Origin of the sequence: Ottowia sp. VDI28, assembly GCF_049532675.1 — a bacterium.
In the GTDB taxonomy this organism is placed as follows: domain Bacteria; phylum Pseudomonadota; class Gammaproteobacteria; order Burkholderiales; family Burkholderiaceae_C; genus Ottowia.
In genome coordinates this window covers 2218530-2239261 of the sequence record NZ_CP149820.1, presented here as the reverse complement: position 1 = coordinate 2239261, position 20732 = coordinate 2218530, and the positions used below count along the sequence as shown (strand labels likewise).

Below are 20732 nucleotides of genomic sequence, written 5' to 3'. Positions count from 1 at the left end.
AGTGGGTAATCAATCGATGGATATCTTGGCGTTGCGAATGACTTCGCCGATGCTCTTGGCATCGTCCTTGATGAACTGGTTGAACTGCGCGCGCGTGGCCGGGAACGGCTCGTAGCCGAAGGTCTTGAATCTTTCCGCCACGTCAGAGCCGGTGAGGGCCTGCAGGATGTCGGTACGAATTTTTTCGGCTACGGCAGGCGGAAGGCCAGGTGGCACGGCAATGGCATTCCAGCCGGTCACCGTGAAGTCCTTCAGACCGCCCGATTCCGCCACCGTGGGCACATCCGGGTAGTCGGCCGAGCGCTTGGGCCCGGCAAAGGCCAGCAGGCGCAGCTTGCCCGCCCGGTACAGCGGGCCGGCGGTCGCGGCGCTGCCCAGGGCAAACTGGATGTCGCCCGTCGATACCGATGTATAGAGCTGCGAAGTCTCCTTGAAGACCACGTGCTCCATCTTCGTGCCGGTCACGCTCTCGAAATACTCGGAACCCAGGTGCACCGGGTTGCCGATGGACCACGAGCCGAAGTTGAGCTTGCCCGGATGCGCCTTGGCGTCGGCGATCAGATCACCGACGGTCTTGTAAGGGCTGTTGACCGCCACCGTGAAGAAAAAATGCGTACGGAACAGCGGCAGCAGAACGTCGAAATCCTTGGCCGGATCGTAGGGCAGCTTCTTGAACAGGAACGGATAGGCGGTCAGGTGCACGTTGTCGAGCAGCAGAATATCGGTGCCGTCCTTGGCGCCGCGCTTCCACGCGTCGATGGCGATGAAACCATTGCCGCCCGGGCGGTTGTCCACCGTGACAGGCTGACCCCATTTCTGCGACAGCTTCTCGGCCACCAGGCGCGAAAGGCCATCTGGCCCGCCCCCGACCGGGAACGGGTTGATGATGCGCACGGGCTTGCCCGGGAATGCGGCGGCCGCATTCTGGGCAGCCGCAGGTAGTGCCGCAGCCACAGCGGCGGCGGTGCACGCGCCCAGGAGGGCACGGCGGGCAATAGGGAAGCTTGGCACAGTTTGTCTCCTTTGGTTTTTGGGTGTCAGGCGCTCAATCTTCTAGTCGATGTAGCGCAGGCCGGCCTGTGCCAGCGGCTCGCGCATCTTGTACATGTCCAGCCCCAGCACGCCGCTGGCGAGCTTCTCGCGCTTGGCGCCTTCATTGGCTTCGCGTGCGGCGGCAGCTTCGAGCGTCTTGGCGGCCATGGCACGCGGCACGCAGACCACGCCGTCATCGTCCGCCACGATCACGTCGCCAGGCGTGACCAGCATGCCGGCGCACACGATGGGGATATTGACGGAGCCCAATGTGGCCTTGATGGTGCCTTTGCTGGAAATGGCCTTGCTCCAGACGGGGAAGTTCATTTCCTTGAGCGTTTTCACATCACGCACACCGGCATCGATGATCAGCGCCCGCGCGCCGCGCGACTGGAAGCTCGTGGCCAACAGGTCGCCGAAATAGCCGTCCGTGCATTCGGCGGTCACTGCGGCCACCACGATATCGCCGGGCTGGATCTGTTCGGCCGCCACGTGCATCATCCAGTTGTCGCCTGGCTGCAGCAGTACCGTGACCGCGGTGCCGCTCACCTGGCTGCCCGGAAAAATGGGACGCATATAGGGCTTGAGCAAACCGACGCGGCCCATGGCCTCGTGCACCGTTGCCGAGCCGAGCGCGGCCAGGCCGTCGGTGGCTTCGCGGTCGGCGCGCTTGATGTTGCGATAAACAACGCCCAATTCGTACATTTCAAACTCCTTACAGGCCCTTGGCCTTCAAACGCGCATCCAGGCGCGGGAACACGCGGCGCACGTTGCCTTCGTAGATCTGGTGCTTGTCCTCGGCACTCAGGATCGTCGACGCTTCAATGTAGCGTTTGGTGTCGTCGTAGTAGTTGCCGGTGGTCGGGTCGATGCCGCGCACTGCGCCGATCATCTCGCTGGCGAACAGCACGTTCTTGACCGGGATCACGGTGTTGAGCAGGTCGATGCCCGGCTGGTGGTACACGCAGGTGTCGAAGAACACGTTGTTCAGCAGATGCGTGTCCAGCAGTGGCTTTTTCATCTCTTGCGCCAGGCCGCGGAAGCGCCCCCAGTGGTAGGGCACCGCGCCGCCGCCATGCGGGATCAAGAACTTCAGCGTCGGAAAGTCCTTGAATAGATCGCCCTGGATCAGCTGCATGAAGGCTGTGGTGTCGGCATTCAGGTAGTGCGCGCCGGTGGTGTGGAAGCAGGCATTGCAGCTGGTACTGACGTGAATCATGGCCGGCAGGTCGTACTCGGCCATCTTTTCGTAGATGGGATACCAGTGCTTGTCGGTCAGTGGCGGGCTGGTCCAGTGACCGCCCGAGGGATCGGGGTTCAGATTGATGCCGACGGCGCCGTATTCCTTGACGCACTTTTCCAGCTCGGGAATGCAGGTCTTCGGATCGACACCGGGCGACTGCGGCAGCATGGCCACCGGCACGAAATGGTCGGGGAACAGGGTGGAGACGCGGTAGCAGAGTTCGTTGCAGATCGCGGCCCAGGTGCTGGAGACCTCGAAGTCGCCGATGTGGTGCGCCATGAAGCTGGCGCGCGGGCTGAACAGCGTGAGGTCGCTGCCTCGTTCCTTCATCAGGCGCAACTGGTTGCTTTCGATGGACTCACGCAGCTCGTCGTCGCTGATCTTCAGGTCGGCTCGGCTGGGCTTGGCCGCGGGGTCCTGGATGCCGGCGATCTGGGCGTTGCGCCAGTTTTCCAGCGCCTTGGGTGCCGTGGTGTAGTGGCCGTGGCAGTCGATGATCATGAACACTCTCCTTGTTTGTCGCAGAACCGGCCGGCCGCCCTGAGGGCAGCATGAATCCGGTCATTCACGGGCCATTTTGGCCCGTGACCGCCCTGAATACCAGCCGATACAGGCACTAGCAGATATACAATTTTGCGATAACTTGACATCAGTCATGCCATGAACACTATATAAAGTCTTCTGCAATCACTCCATGGATCTCAAACAGCTCGAATACTTCGTCCGGGTCGCGGAACTAGGCAGCTTCACGCGCGCCGCGATGGCCCTGGGCGTGGCGCAGCCGGCCCTGAGCCGCCAGGTGCGCCTGCTGGAGGTCGAGCTCCGCCAGACCCTGTTGGCGCGCAATGGCCGCGGAGCCGTCCCGACCGAGGCCGGTGCCCTGCTGCTGGAGCACGGGCGCGGCATCCTGCACCAGGTCGAGCGGGCGCGCGAAGAGCTTGCGCGCATGCGCGGCGGGCTGGCCGGCCGCGTGGCGCTGGGGCTACCGCCCAGCGTGGCCCGTGCGCTGGCGGTGCCGCTCACCCACGCCTTTCGAGCCCAACTACCCGAGGCGCGCCTGGCCATCACTGAAGGGTTGTCCACCAGCATGCAGGAGGCGCTTCTGAGCGGCCGGCTCGACATCGCGGTGCTCTACAACGCCCAGCCCAGGCCTGACATCGACATCACGCCCCTGGCCAGCGAGGAGCTGGTTCTGGTGCAAGCCGCCACACCAGAAAAAGACACCCCTGCCGCCACGCTCGGCGAGATCGCAGAGTTGCCGCTCATCATTCCAAGCCGCCCCAACGCCATCCGCATGCACATCGAGGCCGCGCTGGCTTCCGTGGGGCGCACACCGCGCATCGAACTCGAGATCGACGGCGTACCCGCCATTCTCGATCTGGTCGCGGGCGGCGCGGGCTGTGCCATCCTGTCGCGCAACGCGATCGCCACCGCACCCCGCCCAGAGGCCTATAGCGCCCGCTGCATCGAAACGCGCCACGCCCCGGCCTTGCGCATCGCCCTCTACACCGCCGTCAGCGCGCTCCGGCCTGCCACCCGGACGCAGCAGGCGGCGCTGACGCTGGTACGAGCCCTTGCGCGCGAACAGCTCGATGCCCACGAAGACAATTGAATCAAGTCCCCATCGTCACTTGGCGGCCAGCTCCTTGTCGTAGGCCGCACGCGCCTCGACACCAGTGCCCGTGAAGTCCGTGAACACCCCGTCGATGCCCAGACGGAAATACGCCAGAAACTCCTGCACCGGATCGCCCTTGAAGATGCCTGCGAGGCGCCCTGGCTCATTGCGGAAAGTGAAGCTGTGCACCACCAGACCTGCCTTGTGCGCATTGGCGATCAGGCCGGTGTCCTTCAACGTGTTGACATCCTTGAGGCCCGCGCCGTCCTTGTAGGGCACGACCGAATGCGCCAGCACTTCCGGCTTCCAGGGGCCAATGCCGTCGGCGTAGGTCCTGATCTCCGCCAACCCTGCAGGTGTCAGCATCGCCGCGAACGTTCGCGCGTCGCCGGCAAGCGTCCAGCTGTAGGGACGGCCACTGATGAAAGTCCATTCATCATTGGTGATGAAGATCATCGAGCCGTCCCGATAGTCGATGTCGTTGCCGTCGATCAATTGCACCCCCTTGGCCTTCATGCCGGCCTGGCGCAGGTATTTGAGACTGGCAGGATCGAAGCTCTGGATGTAGACCGGTGAATCCTTGGCATTGAGCTTGTTCTTTTCCAGCAGTTCGATCACCGCATCTTCAAACGGGTGGGTCGAACCAGGCTTGCCGCAGCCATTGGCCAGCGCCTGCTTGTTGTTCCAGTATGAGTTCTTCGTTTCTGCGTACACCGGAATCGTGCGCTTGAACTCGGCCCCCTTGGCTGCCGCGATGTCGATCACGTCCTGCGCGCTGATGAGCGGCAGCTTGCCGTTCCACTCAGTCGGGCGGTCGCTTGCGTTGTCGAGAATCTTGCCCGCGATCCAGGTACGCAGCTCCTGCATGGTGAAGTCGCTGATCGACCAATCGTTCGTGTGGTCTTCCCCGTCCACGACAAGCGCTTTCAAGACCGACGCAGGATCATTGGCATCCAGCTCATCAGACAGGTACTGCGCGGGGCCATTCGCTGGAATCGCCGGATATTTGACATCGACGAGCACGCCGGGCGTCGTGCGTTTGCGGCTGGCCACCTCGGCATTGGTCTTGGCGACATCGGCGATGTTGGTGTTGTCACCCAGCCACGCGTTGTGGCGCGCCGCGAGCTGACAGTCACGCGTCATGTGCATGTCCAGCTCCAGCATGTCAGCGCCCGCATCGGCCGCCTTCTCGTAGGCCATGCGCGTCTGCTCGGGATAAAGCCCCGAGTAGCCCCTGTGCGCAATGACTTGCGGAGGAGAGCCGTCCAGCGTCAGGTATTTGAGCGCCGCCGCATCATCGTCGCCCCCACAGCCAGTCAATAGGGCAGCCACGCAGGCGGCGCACAGAGAAGCGAGCCTGAACGGCTTGAGGGAATGCATCATGGCCAACATCCGGGAATGGTTATGAATGGTTATGTAAGACGCCGGCTGAATGACGGAAGCCATCGGCAAGCCAACTCCTGCCGGCAATCCTCTTGGCCGTATGTGAAGGTGTGATGACAGACCAGCATGGCTGTGGCTTCGCTGGCTCCGGTGCCGGCCTTCGCTGCATGTAGCCCAAACGGGCCACATCCTCAGCGTCCTTATTTGAGTCAAGATAGCGGGAATGCCCACCACCTCATCCTCGCTCGCCACCACCCCGATCCGCGTCGCGGTGGTGGAGGACGACGCCGCCTGCCGCATCGCACTTGTCTCGGCTTTGAACGCCGCTGGCGACATGCGCCTGCTCTGGGCCGTGGCCAGTCGGGCGGAAGCGCTGGCTGCCGTGGCGCGCAAGAGCGCCGAACAACCAGACGTGCTGCTGGTGGATCTGGGCTTGCCCGATGGCAGCGGGCTGGAAGTGATCGCCGCCGCGCGGGCGCGCTGGCCTGATGCGGCGCCGATGGTCAGCACCATCTTCGGGGACGAAGCCAATGTGCTGCGGGCCATCGAAGCCGGCGCCTTGGGCTACCTGCTCAAGGATGTGCCGGCGCAGGGCGTGGTCGATGAGGTACGCCATCTGCATGCCGGCGGCAGCCCGATCAGCCCCATGGTGGCGCGCAAGCTGCTGTTGCGGCGGCAGCCTCCCGTTGAACCTGCCGCCGAGACCGACACGACGCTGTCTGCTCGGGAAACCGAAGTGCTCCGCCTGGTGGCGCGCGGCCATACGCTGGACGAAGTCGCGCAGGCACTGGGTGTCTCGCGCCACACGGTCCGCTCCTTTGTGCGCAGGCTCTATGCCAAACTGCAGGTTAAAACTCGCGTGGAAGCCGTCCACGCGGGTGTACGCCAAGGGATCATCGATGCCCCTTGAGCAGGTGGGGCCAAGGCTGCGATCCGCCCTCTCCGTGGGCCTCGCCTTCCTTTTTCTGCTGCTCTCTCTCATATTCACCGGTTGCGCACCGGTGCCCGGCAGCCTGCCTCCGCCCGCCCATTTGACGCAAGCCCAGGCGTGGTCTTCAAGCAGCACGCAGTGGGAGCCGCCGCTCTCCCTTGAGGAAAGCGACGACGCCGTGCTCGCAGCCGGCACGCCCTGGCAGGATGTGACGCTGCCCAACGCCCGTCCACGGCTGATGGCCGGTGCCTCCGACCCGGCCAGTGTGCCTCCGCAGGTACTCTGGTACCGCATGACGCTGCCGCCTTCCGCGCTGACCATCACTCCGCAAGGACCGAGGCTGTATATCCCGCGCTGGCAGACGGTGGGCACGCAGGCGCTCTATGTCAATGGCCACCTGCTGTGGCAATCGCGCGGCAGCCGGGTATGGAACAGTTTCAATCGGCCGATCTGGCTGGATCTGGGGGGCGCCACACGCCCCGGCGAGCCGGCTGTACTCCACGTGCGCGCAGCCATGCTCCCCGGAATAGGAGGCGCCCTGTCCACGGTCTGGGCAGGCCCAGAGGAACAACTGGAAGGCGCGTGGCGCACGCGCAACCTGCTACAGGCCGATCTCATCACCTTGATGCGCGGCGCCTATCTCGTGCTGGGGGTGTTCGCGCTGGTGGTGTGGCTGGTGCGGCGGCGAGGCGGCGAGGTGTATCTGATGTTCTTCCTGATGTCGGTCTGCCACCTCATGTCGTCGCTCCACTTCCTGGTCGACAGCCAAGGCTTCGCGCTGCGCGACGACTGGTTCTCATGGCTGACCCTGGCGGGCTCGCAGGGCTCGGTCCTGTGTTCATTTCACTTCCTTTGCATGGTGGAGGAGCGTCCGCGTCCACGCCTGGGCCTGGTGCTGCTGGTTTATGTAGTGGCCGTCACCCTGGCCGCCCTGCCCCTGTGGGCGCCATCGCTGACCACCATGCTGCCGCTGTTGCGCCTGACGCTGTTGCCGCCTTCCCTGCTGGTACTGGCTGTGGCCGTGCTGGGTGCCTGGCGGCAGCGCACGCCCAGCAGTGTGCTGCTGGCCATCTGGATACTGGCTTCGTTCCCCATGGGGCTGCACGACCTGGCCCTGCAGAACTACCAGAACATCGAAGACATCTATTTCACCCCATATGTCTATCTGGGCATGTTCACGCTGTTTCTGGTCATCGCGCTGAATCGCTACACCAGCGCGCTGCAGGTCGCCGCCAGCGCCAGCGCCACCCTCACGCAGCGCCTGGCGGAACAGGGGCACGCGCTGGCCGAAACACATGCGCGCCTGAGCGAAGCCGAGCGCGCCCGCACCCTGCTGAACGAGAGGCAGCGCGTCATGCGCGAGATGCACGATGGCGTGGGCTCGTCGCTCATGAGCGCGCTGCGCCTGGTCGAAAACCAGCCTGCCGCGCAAGTGGATGTGGCCCAGGTGCTGCGCGAATGCATAGATGACCTGAAGATTGCCATCGACTCGCTGGAACCCGTGGATGCCGATCTGCTGGCCCTGCTGGCCAATCTGCGCTTCCGCCTGGGCCCCCGCCTGGAGGGCGCCGGCCTGACCCTGCACTGGGCCGTGCAGGATGTGCCTCCGCTGCCCTGGCTGGATGCCCAAAGCGCGCTGCATGTGCTGCGCATCCTGCAGGAAGTGCTGACCAACATCGTCAAGCACAGCAGCGCACACCAGATCACGTTCCGCACCGCCTGCGCCGATGCCGTTGGGCGGCCCGGCGTGCAGGTGCAGGTGGAAGACGATGGCCGGCCTTTCTCGCCGCCCCCGGCCAGCGAGTACGAGCCCGGCCGCAAAGGCCTTGGCAACGTACAAGCCCGGGCCCGCGCCCTGGGCGGCTGCGTGCAATGGGAGCCGCAACCTGTGCGGGGTACGGTGTTCACGCTGTGGCTGCCGCTGGATGCCCCTCAACCGGCATCTGGAGAAAACTCCTTGGAGAAAGAAGTCTAGGGCGTGTTCGCACTAGCCTGCCTCAGGCCAGTAATGGCTGTCCGGCAAAGACCGGGCGCCAAAAATAGCTTGCCCCATGCGTATCACGGTGGCGCCTTCCTCGATGGCGATCTCGAAGTCGCCAGACATGCCCATCGACAGCTCATTCAGGCTGACGCCCACGGGCGCCTGCTGCCGTAGTTGATCGCGCAGATGGCGCAATAGAACGAAGCACCCGCGCACGCGTTCCACGTCGGAGGAGAAAAGCGCCAATGTCATCAGGCCACGCACGCGCAGCGCCGAAAACGCCGGAAGCTCCTTGAGAAAGCCCGACGCCTCTTCCGGTGACAGACCATATTTGCTGTCCTCCCCGGAGGTATTGACCTGAACGAACACATCCAGCGAGCGCCCTTCGGCCTGCAGGCGCCGGTCCAGCGACTCGGCCACGCGCAGGCTGTCCAGCGCCTGAAACTCGCTGGCAAACCGCGCCACCAGCTTGGCCTTGTTGGTTTGCAGATGGCCTATGACCGACCAATTCAGACCCGCGAGATCCTGCATGGTCTCCCACTTGCCATAGGCCTCTTGCACTTTGTTCTCCCCAAAGTGGCGGCAGCCTGCCTCATAGGCCAGGCGCAGGCTGGCCTCGGACTTGGTTTTGCTGACCGGCAGCAGCCTCACGGCGCCGGGGTCTCGTCCCGAGCGCAGGCATGCGGCTGCCATGCGCGCCTGGACTGCAGCCAGGTTGTGCCTGAAATCGTCCGCGGTCAGGGCCTGGGGATACAGACTATGCTGGTCGTGGCGTGTCTGGGTTTCTGCTTGAGTGTCCGATGGCACAGGCATGACCTTTTCCTTGAACTACCCCTTGCGGGCGGCCGGTACGGCGGGAGACAGGGCAGCCTGCGGCGCACGACAAAGCATCTGGCCGTTGAGCACGACATAGGCGGCCAAGCCTATCACCAAGCCCCAGAAAGCCCCCCGATTCCGAACATCGTGATGTTGGCGGCTGCAGCCAGGAAGGTAATCAGCGACGCCTCGCGTGTTCTGGCATCAGCCAGAGCGCCCGCCAGGCTGCCGCCGATGGTGCCCAGGAGCGCCAAGCCCGCCAGCGTGGCGATGAAGGTGGCAGGAAAGGCCATGAAGACGGCGGCCAGTGTCACACCGAACACCCCTACGAGAATGTAGAACCCCCCTGCGGCGATTCCCGCGATCCAGCGCTTCGATGGATCCTCGTGCGCCTCCGGGCCCGTGGCAATCGCCGCCGTGATGGCGGCGATGTTGAAGGCATGCGAGCCGAACGGCGCCATCAGCAAGGAGCCCAGGCCGGTCAGCATGACGATGGGATTGGCGCTGGTCCGGAAACCATCGTTACGCAGCACCAGCATGCCGGGCATGTACTGGCCCGTCAGCGTAATGAGAAAAAGCGGCAGCGCCACGCTCAGGAGGGCATTGAGCGAGAACTCCGGCCTGGTGAAGACGGGTACGGCAAACTTCAGCGCCAGCCCGGATAAATCCACGCGGTTCTGCAGCAGGAGAAAGGTCACGCCCAGCATCAGGATCCCCACGACAGCGTAGCGCGCCATCACCCGCTTGAGCACCACATAGGCCGCGATCAGCAGACCGGCCAACACAGGATCCACGCTCATGCCGCCAAAGGCCTTGATGCCGAACTGCAGCAGGATGCCCGCCAGCAGGCCCGCCGCCACACCAGGCGGAATCAACCGGATCACGCGCTCGAACCAGCCCAACCAGCCCAACACGACGAATGCGGCGGCCGAGATCAGGTAGGCGCCCACCGCTTCCGCATACGGTGTCGCCGCCAAAGCCGTCACCAGAAACGCTGCAGCGGGCGTGGACCAGGCCGTAATGATGGGTTCGCGAAAAACCCAACTGAGCAGCAAGCCTGTCACCCCTACACCGATCGAGACCGACCATACCCAGGAAGCAGTCAGCTCCGGGCTGAGGCCCGCGACTTTCGCGGCCTGGAACACCAGAATGAAAGTACCGCCGTAGTTGACGATGACCGAAATCAAACCCGCCACGATGGGAGGGGCGAGATCTTTCCAATGAAGAGATGACGGTGGATTGGCGGACTGCATGATCAGGTTTATACGTCCGTAATGGTCTGATAATTCCATCCACTTTCAAGAGCTTATACCAGCCAATTGTTCAAGCACGCCCAACTCGAATCCGTCAAATCCTGGATCGGCGATCCAGCCCGAGGGGACCTCCCCTTGCATGCGCGCATCCAACGGGCCATAAGACAGTTGATCCTCGAAGGTACGCTGGGGGCAGGCAGGCCGCTGCCTGCATCGCGCGCGCTGGCGCAGTCTTTGGGGGTTTCCCGCGATACGGTCGAGGCGGCCTACGGCCAGTTGCACGCCGAGGGCTTCATTGAACGTAAAGTAGGCAGCGGCAGCTTCGTCTCGGAACGTGCCGGGCGCCTGCCCGCGCGCGGTGCGCCGAAACGCGGACCAGCCTCCAGGACCTCGGGGCGCCTGAGCCAACGCGGCAGCGCCATGCTCAAGGATGGCGGCGTGCGTGACTTCCTGGGGCCGCGCGCCTTCGCGCCTGGAGTGCCGGAAACACGAAACTTCCCCTTGCCTACCTGGGAGAGGCTGGAGCGGCAGGTCTTGAAGGAATACGGCACTAAGGCGCTACTGCCCAGCCTGCCGCAAGGCATGGAGCCGCTGCGACGGGCCATTGCCGATTACGCCAACCTGGAACGCGGTGCACATGCCGCGCCCGAGCGCGTACTGATTCTCACGAGTTCACAGCAAGCCCTGGTCTTGTGCGCCAACGTCCTGCTTGACGCCGGCGACCGCATCTTCATCGAAGACCCGGCTTACCACGGCGCCCGGAAGGCCTTCAACGCAGCCGGCCTGGAATGCGTCCCCGTGCCGCTTGATGCGGATGGCATGCTCGTGGAGCATCTGAGCAGATCCGAGCAACCCGCCAAGGCGGTCTTCCTTACACCCTCGCACCAGTTTCCCTCCGGCGCCACGCTGGCGCTCGACAGGCGGCTGGCCGTGATCGAATGGGCCCGCAAGCATCAGGCCTGGATCGTCGAAGATGATTACGACAGCGAATTCCACTATGCGGGCAAACCCACCGCGTGCGTGCAAGGGCTCGACCGGCACGAGCGCACCATCTACATTGGCACCTTCACCAAGTCACTCTTTCCGGGCTTGCGTATCGGCTACATGATCTTGCCGCCGCAGCTTGTCGAGCCCATGACCGTGGCCCGCACCCTGCTGGACGGGCACAGCGCGTCCATTCCGCAATTGACGCTCGCGCGCTTCATCGAGGGCGGGCATTTCGGCGCGCACGTGCGCCACATGCGCGCCGTTTATGCCAAACGGCGCGATGTGCTGGCGGAACTGGTACACAGCCATCTCGGCGATTTCCTCACGCCTCGGGTGCCTGCGGGCGGCATGCAAATGCCCTGCTTCCTGACCGGCTCCATCCCTGAACATAAAGCCGTGGAAGCCGCACGCAGGGAAGGGATTGACCTGCTCGGATTGACGGCGCTGCACGCATCGCATGAGCGCCAACCGGGCTTCCTGATGGGGTTTGCCGCCCATACGCCGGGAGAAATGGAACTTGCAGTCAGGAAACTTGCGCAAGTGTTACGCAAGCTGGATCCTTGAATCCAAGGCTGGGGACTTTTGTGGGGTCGACTGATGCCCCCTAGCCGCTGTTAGCGCTCAGCCATCAGCAACGACTTTTCCGCATCAATCATCTCCCGGAGATAGTCCCAGGTCTGGCGAATCCGGGGAACCTGTTTCACCTCCTCGGGCATCGACATCCAGAACGTACGCTGGAAACGGACCTCCTGCTCCAGTACCGGCTCAAGACGGGGCTCAGGATCCGCCAGGAAAGCCGGAAGAACGGAAAGCCCCCGCCTGCCGCGGTCGCGTTGAGCTGGGCGGCGATGCTGGTGCTGCGCAAGGTAAAGCGCTCGGGCGGATCGATCTCGTTGACAAACTGCAACTGCTTGCTGAACAGCAGGTCATCCACGTAGCCGATCAGGCTGTGGTGCTTCAGATCCTGGAGGGATTTCAGGGGTGGGTGCTTGGCCAGGTAGGTCCTGGCCCCATACAGCAGCAGCACATAGTCGCACAGCTTCGTGACCACGAACGGGCCCCGCCGGGGCCGCTCCAGGGAGATCACGATGTCCGCCTCACGCCGCGAGATGCTCACAATGGCCGACACCGCCACGAGATCAATGGTCAGGCGCGGATGGCTGGCTGCAAAGGAAGCCAGATAGGGTGCCAGCACCGCCGAGCCAAAGCCTTCGGTAGCGCCCACCCGCACCACCCCGCCCAATTCATTGGCGGGCTGCTCGGCATGCCCCTGAACCCGCGAGGCCGCCGACTCCATGGCCTCGGCCTCGGGAAGCAGAAGCCTGCCCTCCTCCGTCAAATCCATGCCCGAGGAGGTGCGCACGAACAACGTGGTGCCCAGCTTCTTCTCGAGGGCCTGCACCCGGCGCGAAACCGTGGTGTGGTCCACATCCAGCCGGCGCGCCGCCGCCGTAAGCCGGCCGGTTCGCGCCAGTTCCAGAAAGTAACGCAAAAGATCCCAGTCCATGGTGTCCGGCAGCTGTGCAAATTTGCAAGGGCGTTTTCAATTCAGGCTATTGTGCATAAAGTTTTGCAGACCTAAGATCCTCCCTGTCTTTATATTTCCAATCACTTTCCGAGGCACCCATGCAATCCAAGACCCTTGCTGTCCCCACCGTCAAGCTGCTGATCGGCGGCGAGTTCGTGGAATCGGCCACCACAGAGTGGCGCGATGTGGTCAATCCCGCCACGCAGGAGGTACTGGCACGCGTGCCTTTCGCCACCTCGGACGAAATCAACCATGCGGTGTCCGTGGCCAAGAAGGCCTTCAAGACCTGGCGCAAGACCCCCATCGGCACGCGCGCCCGCATCTTCCTGAAATACCAGCAGCTCATCCGTGAAAACATGGGTGAATTGGCTGCCCTGCTGACCGCCGAACAGGGCAAGACCCTGCCCGACGCCGAGGGCGATGTTTTCCGCGGCCTGGAAGTGGTGGAACATGCCGCTGGCATCGGCAACCTGCAACTGGGCGAACTGGCCAACAACGTGGCCAACGGTGTGGACACCTACACGCTGCTGCAGCCGCTGGGTGTGTGCGCCGGCATCACGCCGTTCAACTTCCCGGCCATGATCCCGCTCTGGATGTTCCCGATGGCTATCGTCACCGGCAACACTTTCGTGCTCAAGCCTTCCGAGCAGGACCCCATGGTGACCATGCGCCTGTGCGAGCTCGCGCTGGAAGCCGGCATTCCCGCCGGCGTGCTCAACGTGGTGCACGGCGGTGAAAACGTGGTGAACGCCATTTGCGACCACAAGGACATCAAAGCCGTCAGCTTCGTGGGCTCCACCAAAGTGGGCACGCATGTCTACAACCGCTCCAGCCTGGCCGGCAAGCGCGTGCAGTGCATGATGGGCGCGAAAAACCACGCCATCGTCCTGCCCGATGCCAACAAGGAACAGACACTCAATGCCCTGGCGGGCGCCGCGTTCGGTGCCGCTGGCCAGCGCTGCATGGCCGTGAGCACCGCCGTGCTGGTGGGCGAGGCGCAGAAGTGGATCCCCGAACTGGTCGCCAAGGCCAAAACCCTGAAAGTGAATGCCGGCACTGAAAAAGGCACCGATGTGGGTCCACTGATTTCCTGCGCCGCCAAGAGCCGTGTGGAAGGCCTGATCGAGCGCGGCGTGCAGGATGGCGCCACGCTGGAACTGGATGGCCGCAACCCGGAGGTGGCTGGTTACGGCAACGGCAACTTCGTCGGCCCGACGATTTTCTCCGGCGTGAAGCCCGGCATGGCCATCTATGACCAGGAAATCTTCGGCCCGGTGCTGTGCTTGGTGGCTGCCAATGATCTGCAGGAAGCCGTTGACTTCATCAACGACAACCCCAACGGCAACGGCACGGCCATCTTCACACAATCCGGCGCCGCGGCACGCCAGTTCCAGGAAGACATCGACGTGGGCCAGGTGGGTATCAACGTGCCAATCCCTGTGCCCGTCCCGATGTTCTCCTTCACCGGCTCGCGCGCGTCCAAGCTGGGCGATCTGGGCCCCTACGGCAAACAGGTCGTGCTGTTCTACACGCAGACCAAGACCGTGACAGCCCGCTGGTTCGACGACAGCACCACTTCGCATGGCGTGAACACGACGATCAGCTTGAAGTAAAACATTGCGGTCTTGCACCTTCCTCTTCTGGGCATAGGTATCTACACATCTTTGTATTTCATCCCCGTCATTCCCGCGCAGGCGGGAATCCAGGGATAAGAAGCGCGGACATCCAACATGGTTTGCAGTGGGATTGGCAGAACGGGGATGCAAAGGGAGTGCTTTTGCTGGCGTAGCGCCACGTAATCCTGGATTCCCGCCTGCGCGGGAATGACGGGAGAAGATGTGTAGATACCTATGCCCAGAAGGGGATGGAGTAAAACCGGGAATTTTGGCGCCACGCGCTCAAGCCGCTCCTGCGAAACCAAGAGGAATGACACCTCCACATGAATTTCGAACTCACCGAAGACCAGCGCGCCTTCGCCGATACCGCGCGCGAGTTCGCGCAAGCCGAACTCGCTCCCCATGCGGCCAAGTGGGATGCCGAGGCCATTTTTCCCCGCGAGGCCATCGCTAAAGCGGGGGAGCTGGGCTTTTGTGGCCTCTATGCCCCCGAAAACGCTGGCGGCCTCGCCCTGTCCCGCCTCGACACCACGCTGGTGTTCGAGGAGATGGCAGCCGTCGACCCCTCCACCACCGCGTTCATCAGCATCCACAACATGGCCACCTGGATGCTCGGCACCTGGGCCACGGCAGCGGTGCGCGAACACTGGGGCCCTCAGCTCACCAGCGGCCAGAAGCTTGCCAGCTACTGCCTGACCGAACCCGGCGCTGGCTCCGACGCCGCCTCGCTCAAGACCCGTGCCGAACTCGAAGGCCACGAATACGTCATCAGCGGCAGCAAAGCCTTCATCAGCGGCGCCGGCTCCACCGATGTGCTGATCCTGATGGCCCGCACCGGCGGGGGCGGTGCTGGTGGCATCAGCGCCTTCGTCGTGCCGGCTGATGCGCCGGGCATCCACTACGGCAAGAAAGAAGAAAAAATGGGCTGGAACAGCCAGCCCACCCGCCAGATCAGCTTCGACCGCGTACGCGTGCCGGCCGATCACCTGCTGGGCCAGGAAGGTGAAGGCTTCAAGATCGCCATGAAGGGCCTCGATGGCGGGCGCATCAACATCGCCACCTGCTCCGTGGGCGCGGCCCAGGGCGCGCTCGGACATGCCCAGCGCTACATGCAGGAGCGCCAGCAGTTCGGCAAGCCGATCGCGAGCTTTCAAGCGTTGCAGTTCAAACTGGCCGACATGGCCACCGAACTGGTCGCCGCGCGCCAGATGGTGCGCCTGGCGGCCTCCAAGCTCGACGCAGGCGCGCACGAAGCCAGCACCTATTGCGCCATGGCCAAGCGCTTCGCTACCGATGCCGGCTTCAATGTGGTGAACGACGCGCTGCAACTGCACGGCGGCTACGGCTACATCCGCGAATACCCGCTGGAGCGCCTGTTGCGCGATGCGCGGGTGCACCAGATCCTCGAAGGCACCAACGAAATCATGCGAACCATCATCGCGCGCCGCCTGCTCCAAAACGACGCCCTGGAAGCCTTGAAGTGACCTCATCCACCTATGCAGGCCTGCGCCTGGAAAAGCGCGGCCACACAGCGCTCGTCACCCTCACCAACCCGCCCGCCCATACCTGGACGGTGGAGAGCCTGGCCGCACTGGAACGGCTGGTGCGCGATCTGGAGGCCGACCGCGACATTTATGCCCTGGTCATCACCGGCGATGGCGAAAAATTCTTCAGCGCGGGAGCCGATCTCAAGCTGTTCGCCGACGGCGACAAGGGGATGGCCGCCACGATGGCGCGCCGTTTTGGCGCGGCCTTTGAAGCGCTGGCCGGCTATGGCGGCGTCAGCATCGCGGCGCTCAATGGCTACGCCATGGGCGGTGGCCTGGAATGCGCGCTCGCCTGCGATCTGCGCGTGGCCGAGGAACACGCTGTCATGGCCTTGCCCGAAGCCTCCGTGGGCCTGCTGCCCTGCGCTGGCGGCACCCAGTGGCTGGCCTGGAACGTCGGCGAAAGCTGGGCCAAGCGCATGGTACTGCTGGGCGAGCGCGTGGACGCCGCCACCGCGCAACGCATTGGCCTCGTGGATGAAACCACGCCGCGCGGCCAGGGCCTGGCGCGCGCGCTGGCGCTGGCCGAGCAGGTCGGCCGCCAAAGTCCTGGCGCCGTGCGCGTATGCAAGAATCTGATCCAGGCAGCCCGCCACGGCGGCCCTGCCAACGCTCTGCCCGCCGAGCGCGAAGCCTTCATCGGCTTGTTCGATACCGGAGACCAGCGCGAAGGCGTCAATGCCTTCCTCGGCAAGCGCAGCCCTCAATGGAAAAACGCCTAATCCCCTCATGAGCGATCAGCCAGCTTCTCAACCCGTCCTGTTCGAAACCCTGCAGACCGCCAGCGGCCACCGCTTCGGCCGCGCCACCCTCAATGCTCCCGCCAGCCTGAACTCCCTCTCGCTGGAAATGGTGGACCTGCTCAACCCGCAACTGGCCGCGTGGGCTGCCGATCCGCACATCGCGGGTGTAATCCTGGACGCCACCGGTGAGAAAGCCTTCTGCGCCGGCGGCGATGTGGTCGACCTCGTCAAAGCGATCCGCGCCCTGCCTCCCGGCCAGGTCCCCCCGTGGCTTCTGCCTTCTTCAAGCGCGAATATGAGCTGGACCTGCTCATCCACACCTACTCCAAGCCTTTCGTGTGCTGGGGCCATGGCATCGTGATGGGCGGCGGTATCGGCCTCATGGCGGGCGCATCGCACCGCGTGGCCACGCCCAAGACCCGCATGGCCATGCCCGAGATCAACATCGGCCTGTACCCGGACGTGGGTGGCAGTTGGCTGCTGTCCCGCCTGCCCGGCAAGAGCGGGGCCTTCCTGGCACTGACGGCAGCCTCCATCAACGCCGCTGACGCGCTGTTCGCTGGCCTGGCCGACTTCCTGGTGCCGCACGAGCAACACGGCGCCCTGCTGCAAGCCATTGCCGGCGCCTCCTGGCAAGGCCACGCGGAGACGGACTCGGCCCAAATGAGCCACCTCCTCGAACGTCTGGGCCAAGGCACTCCGATGCCTGATTCCCCACTGCGCACCCACCTGGACCGCATCAATACCGTGATCGGCCATGACCGTCTGCAGGACATCGCCCCGCGCCTGGCCGCGCTGGCGGAAGACGCGGACCCCTGGCTGGCTCTGGCCGGCAAAACCTTCCTCAAGGGCTCCCCGACCTCCGCCGCCTTGAGCCTGGAGCTGCTGCGCCGCGCACGGCACATGTCCTTGGCCGAAGTATTCGATCTGGAACTGAAAGCCTCCATCGGCTGCTGCGCCCACCCCGACTTTGCGGAAGGCGTGCGCGCCCTGCTGATCGACAAGGACAAGACCCCTCGCTGGCAGCCGGCCACCTTGGCCGAAGTGACCCCGGAGTGGATTGAAGAACATTTGAAGTAACTGTGACGCCCGCGCGCTTCAAGGTCTTTGACTGGCTCCTTCCCCCGCTGGGGGAAGGTGGGGATGGGGGCTTTCACGGCGTTTGATCTGAACAGCCTTCCGCCGTGCAGATCGTGCCGTGAAAGCCCCCACCCCAACCCTCCCCCAGTGGGGGAGGGAGAAAAAACCACGCAAGGACTCTGAAGGGAATGAGCGTAAAGCCCTTAGACCAAACCCAACTGGAGACCTGAACCATGAGCACATCCGAACGCATTGCCTTCATCGGCCTGGGCAACATGGGCGGCCCGATGGCCGTCAACCTGCACAAGGCAGGCTACACCGTGAGCGCCTTCGATCTGAGCGCGGATGCGCTCGGCAAGGTACGCGAGCAAGGCGTCACTGCCGCGGCTTCGGCGAAAGCCGCCGTGGAAGGCGCCCAGATCGTCATTTCCATGCTGCCCGCCAGCAAGCATGTGGAAGCCCTGTACCTGGGCGAAGGCGGTTTGCTAGGCCAGCTACCCAAAGGCACGCTGGTCATCGATTGCAGCACCATCGCCCCGGCTTCGGCACAGAAAGTCGCCGCTGCGGCCAAGGAGCGCGGGGTGGCGATGATCGATGCGCCCGTGTCAGGCGGCGTGGCAGGCGCTTCGGCCGGCACGCTCACCTTTATTGTCGGCGGTGACACCGAGGCGCTTGAGCGCGCCCGCCCGCTGCTGCAGGCCATGGGCAAGAACATCTTCCACATGGGTGCAGCCGGCGCCGGACAAGTCGCCAAGCTGTGCAACAACATGGCGCTGGGTGTGATCATGGCGGTCACCGGCGAAGCCCTGGCACTGGGCGTGGCTCACGGGCTCGACCCCAAGGCCCTTTCCCAAATGATGGCCGTCAGCACCAGCCGCAGTTGGGCGACCGAAGTGTGCAACCCCTGGCCCGGCGTGCTGGAAAATGCGCCCTCTTCGCGCGGCTATGCAGGCGGCTTCGGGAACGACCTCATGCTCAAGGACATGGGCCTGGCCGTCGAGGCGGCCATGGGCGTCGGCGCCACCATTCCGCTGGGTGAAGTGGCGCGCAACCTGTATGCGATGAACAAGCAGGCTGGCCGCGGCGGCCTCGACTTCTCGAGCGTGGTCAAGCTGCTGACGGGCGAAGGTTCGGGCAAGTAAGCTTACCCCTGAACCGCCGAGCTCCAGCTCGGCATCCACGCCCTCCTTATGCGCCGCATTTGCCGAACTGGAGCTCGGCGGTCCCAGCGGAATAGCCCCACTGATAAACTGACGCCGTATTTTTCGCTTCAATTTATCCTCATCTCCAACGCATGAAACTCCATACGAGAAGACTGGTTCTGGGCGGCATGGCCGCGTTGTTTTCCGCCGGGCTGACAGCTCCGGCCATTGCGCAGGAAGCTGCCTGGCCGGCCAGGCAGCCGCTGACCCTGATCGTGCCGTTTGGCGCCGGCTCCAGCCCCGACACCATGGCGCGTGTGGTGGCCGAGGAAGCAGGCAAGACCCTCAAGCAAACCATCATCATCCAGAACCGGCCAGGCGCCAGCGGCAACCTGGGCACGGATCAGATCGCCAAAGCCAAGCCCGACGGCTACACCTTCGGCGTGTCGATCACCGGCCCGCTGGTGAACAACACCGTCATTTACAAGCATCTGCCCTACAACCCCGCCACGGACATCACACCGCTGACGCTGGCCGTTCACCAGTACAACGTGCTGGTCGTGCCCGCCAATTCGCCCGTGAAGAATCTAGCGGATCTCATCGCGCAGATGAAAAAGCCCGACGCCAAGCTGAACTTCCCCAGCACCGGCGCTGGCACGGTTTCACACCTGGCGGTGGAACTGCTGCTGGACCGCGTAGGCGGCAAAGCCCTGCATGTGCCCTACAAGTCTTCTCCCGACGCGGTGACCTCCCTGCTGAGTGGAGACACGAACTTTGCCGCGCTACCGCCCGTGGCTGTCATGCCGATGATCAAGGACGGCCGCCTGCGGGCCGTGGCAGCCGTAGCCGCCAAGCGCTTGAGCTTCCTGCCTGAAGTGCCTACTGTAGCCGAACAGGGCTATCCTGGTGTCGAAGGTTCAGGCTGGATCGGATTCGTGGCCCCGGCTGGCGTGCCCGCCGACGTCAAAACCAAACTCAACGCCGCGCTCACCAAAGCGCTGGCTTCGCCGGAAGTCGGCCAGCGCCTGAAAACCATGTACATGGAACCGGCCCCCATGACGCCGGACGAATTCGGCCAGTACATGCGTGAGGAACTGCAGCGCTGGTCGCCGCTGATCAAACGCTTGAACCTGACGGAAGGCTGATTCAGCCCCTCGAAAGCCAAGGCCCGCTTCGTGCGGGCCTTGGCTTTTGAGGATTACAGATTTGCAGATGCGGCTATGCGATCGCCCGCATGAAGGTTTCCATCTTGGTCGCCGTCTCGCGGATCTCGCTATCGGGATCAGAGCCTGCCACCGTGCCGGCGCCGGCATACAGACGCAGCGTGCGCTGGCCGTCGTAGCGGGCACAACGCAGCGTCAGCGCCCACTCGCCATCGCCATTCTCGCGCTGCCAGCCCACCAGGCCCGCAAAATACTCGCGTTCGAAAGGCTCCAGCTCCTTGATATGCTGGAAAGCCACTGCCGTCGGGTAGCCGCAGATAGCGGGCGTGGGATGCAAGGCACAGGCCAAATCCAGCGCGGTGGCTTCAGGATTCTTCAGGCGCCCCGTGATGAAGGTGGACAGATGCCAAAGCGCATCCGTACCGATCACGGAGGGGCCATCCGGCACTTCCAGGTCATCGCAATGCGCCTTCAGGATGCGGACAATGTCCCGCACCACATAGCCGTGCTCGCGCAAATCCTTCTCCGAGACGGCCAGCCCTTCCCTGCGGGCCTTGTCTTCCGCGGGATCGGCATGGCGCGGAATGGAGCCTGCCAGCGGGTTGATGAACACGCGATCGCCCTCACGGCGCACCAGCAACTCCGGGCTCGCCCCCAGCATGACCGCCGCCG

General features: G+C 64.0%; 17 protein-coding genes and 2 pseudogenes. 11 read left to right on the top strand and 8 right to left on the bottom strand.

The window, feature by feature from the left end:
* Positions 1 to 9: 9 nt before the first annotated feature.
* From WJU18_RS10790 to WJU18_RS10780, 3 genes are read right to left on the bottom strand one after another with little or no spacing between them, the layout of a single operon-like run.
* Positions 10 to 1011, bottom strand: coding sequence for a Bug family tripartite tricarboxylate transporter substrate binding protein (locus WJU18_RS10790; protein ID WP_423460062.1), 1002 nt, complete (start codon positions 1009 to 1011; stop codon positions 10 to 12).
* A 42-nt stretch (positions 1012 to 1053) separates the two neighbouring features.
* Positions 1054 to 1737 carry a 4-carboxy-4-hydroxy-2-oxoadipate aldolase/oxaloacetate decarboxylase gene (ligK, locus tag WJU18_RS10785; protein ID WP_423460061.1) on the bottom strand — a complete coding sequence of 228 codons (684 nt, stop codon included), beginning with the start codon at positions 1735 to 1737 and terminating at the stop codon, positions 1054 to 1056.
* A gap of 10 nt (positions 1738 to 1747) precedes the next feature.
* Positions 1748 to 2776: an amidohydrolase family protein gene (locus tag WJU18_RS10780; RefSeq protein WP_423460060.1), complete on the bottom strand. Its 1029-nt coding sequence runs from the start codon at positions 2774 to 2776 to the stop codon at positions 1748 to 1750.
* A 193-nt stretch (positions 2777 to 2969) separates the two neighbouring features.
* On the opposite strand from WJU18_RS10780, the gene WJU18_RS10775 reads away from it, so the two are divergent.
* The gene (locus tag WJU18_RS10775) at positions 2970 to 3887 is read left to right on the top strand and encodes a LysR substrate-binding domain-containing protein (protein WP_423460059.1); all 918 of its coding nucleotides are present in this window, start codon (positions 2970 to 2972) and stop codon (positions 3885 to 3887) included.
* A 15-nt stretch (positions 3888 to 3902) separates the two neighbouring features.
* Here WJU18_RS10775 and WJU18_RS10770 read toward each other — a convergent pair whose 3' ends face one another.
* Complete coding sequence (locus WJU18_RS10770) at positions 3903 to 5273, bottom strand: glycerophosphodiester phosphodiesterase family protein (RefSeq protein ID WP_423460058.1); 1371 nt, start codon at positions 5271 to 5273, stop codon at positions 3903 to 3905.
* Between the two features lie 223 nt (positions 5274 to 5496).
* On the opposite strand from WJU18_RS10770, the gene WJU18_RS10765 reads away from it, so the two are divergent.
* Complete coding sequence (locus tag WJU18_RS10765) at positions 5497 to 6183, top strand: response regulator (protein WP_423460057.1); 687 nt, start codon at positions 5497 to 5499, stop codon at positions 6181 to 6183.
* Positions 6173 to 8179 carry a sensor histidine kinase gene (locus tag WJU18_RS10760; RefSeq protein ID WP_423460056.1) on the top strand — a complete coding sequence of 669 codons (2007 nt, stop codon included), beginning with the start codon at positions 6173 to 6175 and terminating at the stop codon, positions 8177 to 8179. The genes WJU18_RS10765 and WJU18_RS10760 overlap by 11 nt, the downstream gene beginning before the upstream one ends.
* A 12-nt stretch (positions 8180 to 8191) precedes the next feature.
* Here the strand turns inward: WJU18_RS10760 and WJU18_RS10755 are convergent, their stop codons facing one another.
* The gene (locus tag WJU18_RS10755) at positions 8192 to 8998 is read right to left on the bottom strand and encodes a YggS family pyridoxal phosphate-dependent enzyme (RefSeq protein WP_423460055.1); all 807 of its coding nucleotides are present in this window, start codon (positions 8996 to 8998) and stop codon (positions 8192 to 8194) included.
* Positions 8999 to 9013: 15 nt separating this feature from the next.
* Positions 9014 to 10254 (bottom strand): annotated as a pseudogene (locus WJU18_RS10750) (benzoate/H(+) symporter BenE family transporter).
* 66 nt (positions 10255 to 10320) lie between these two features.
* On the opposite strand from WJU18_RS10750, the gene WJU18_RS10745 reads away from it, so the two are divergent.
* Complete coding sequence (locus tag WJU18_RS10745) at positions 10321 to 11805, top strand: PLP-dependent aminotransferase family protein (RefSeq protein ID WP_423460054.1); 1485 nt, start codon at positions 10321 to 10323, stop codon at positions 11803 to 11805.
* A 50-nt stretch (positions 11806 to 11855) separates the two neighbouring features.
* Here WJU18_RS10745 and WJU18_RS10740 read toward each other — a convergent pair.
* Positions 11856 to 12748, bottom strand: a pseudogene (locus WJU18_RS10740) (LysR family transcriptional regulator).
* Positions 12749 to 12867: 119 nt separating this feature from the next.
* On the opposite strand from WJU18_RS10740, the gene WJU18_RS10735 reads away from it, so the two are divergent.
* The 7 genes from WJU18_RS10735 (at position 12868) to WJU18_RS10705 (ending at position 20042) form a co-directional block, all read left to right on the top strand.
* The gene (locus WJU18_RS10735; protein ID WP_423460053.1) at positions 12868 to 14382 is read left to right on the top strand and encodes a CoA-acylating methylmalonate-semialdehyde dehydrogenase; all 1515 of its coding nucleotides are present in this window, start codon (positions 12868 to 12870) and stop codon (positions 14380 to 14382) included.
* A gap of 326 nt (positions 14383 to 14708) precedes the next feature.
* A complete protein-coding gene (locus WJU18_RS10730) occupies positions 14709 to 15869 on the top strand; it encodes an acyl-CoA dehydrogenase family protein (protein ID WP_423460052.1) in 1161 nt (386 codons plus the stop codon).
* Positions 15866 to 16654, top strand: a complete 789-nt coding sequence (locus tag WJU18_RS10725; protein ID WP_423460051.1) for an enoyl-CoA hydratase — start codon at positions 15866 to 15868, stop codon at positions 16652 to 16654. The genes WJU18_RS10730 and WJU18_RS10725 overlap by 4 nt, the downstream gene beginning before the upstream one ends.
* A 7-nt stretch (positions 16655 to 16661) precedes the next feature.
* The gene (locus tag WJU18_RS10720; RefSeq protein WP_423460050.1) at positions 16662 to 17036 is read left to right on the top strand and encodes an enoyl-CoA hydratase/isomerase family protein; all 375 of its coding nucleotides are present in this window, start codon (positions 16662 to 16664) and stop codon (positions 17034 to 17036) included.
* Positions 16943 to 17755 carry an enoyl-CoA hydratase/isomerase family protein gene (locus tag WJU18_RS10715; RefSeq protein ID WP_423460049.1) on the top strand — a complete coding sequence of 271 codons (813 nt, stop codon included), beginning with the start codon at positions 16943 to 16945 and terminating at the stop codon, positions 17753 to 17755. Before WJU18_RS10720 ends, WJU18_RS10715 begins: the two co-directional genes overlap by 94 nt.
* Before the next feature lie 233 nt (positions 17756 to 17988).
* Positions 17989 to 18897, top strand: a complete 909-nt coding sequence (gene mmsB / locus WJU18_RS10710; RefSeq protein WP_423460048.1) for a 3-hydroxyisobutyrate dehydrogenase — start codon at positions 17989 to 17991, stop codon at positions 18895 to 18897.
* A gap of 152 nt (positions 18898 to 19049) precedes the next feature.
* On the top strand, positions 19050 to 20042 hold the full coding sequence (locus WJU18_RS10705; protein WP_423460047.1) for a Bug family tripartite tricarboxylate transporter substrate binding protein: 993 nt from the start codon (positions 19050 to 19052) through the stop codon (positions 20040 to 20042).
* Positions 20043 to 20115: 73 nt separating this feature from the next.
* On the opposite strand, the gene WJU18_RS10700 is transcribed toward WJU18_RS10705, so the two are convergent.
* Positions 20116 to 20721, bottom strand: coding sequence for an isochorismate synthase (locus WJU18_RS10700; protein WP_423460046.1), 606 nt, complete (start codon positions 20719 to 20721; stop codon positions 20116 to 20118).
* Between the last annotated feature and the right edge of the window lie 11 nt (positions 20722 to 20732).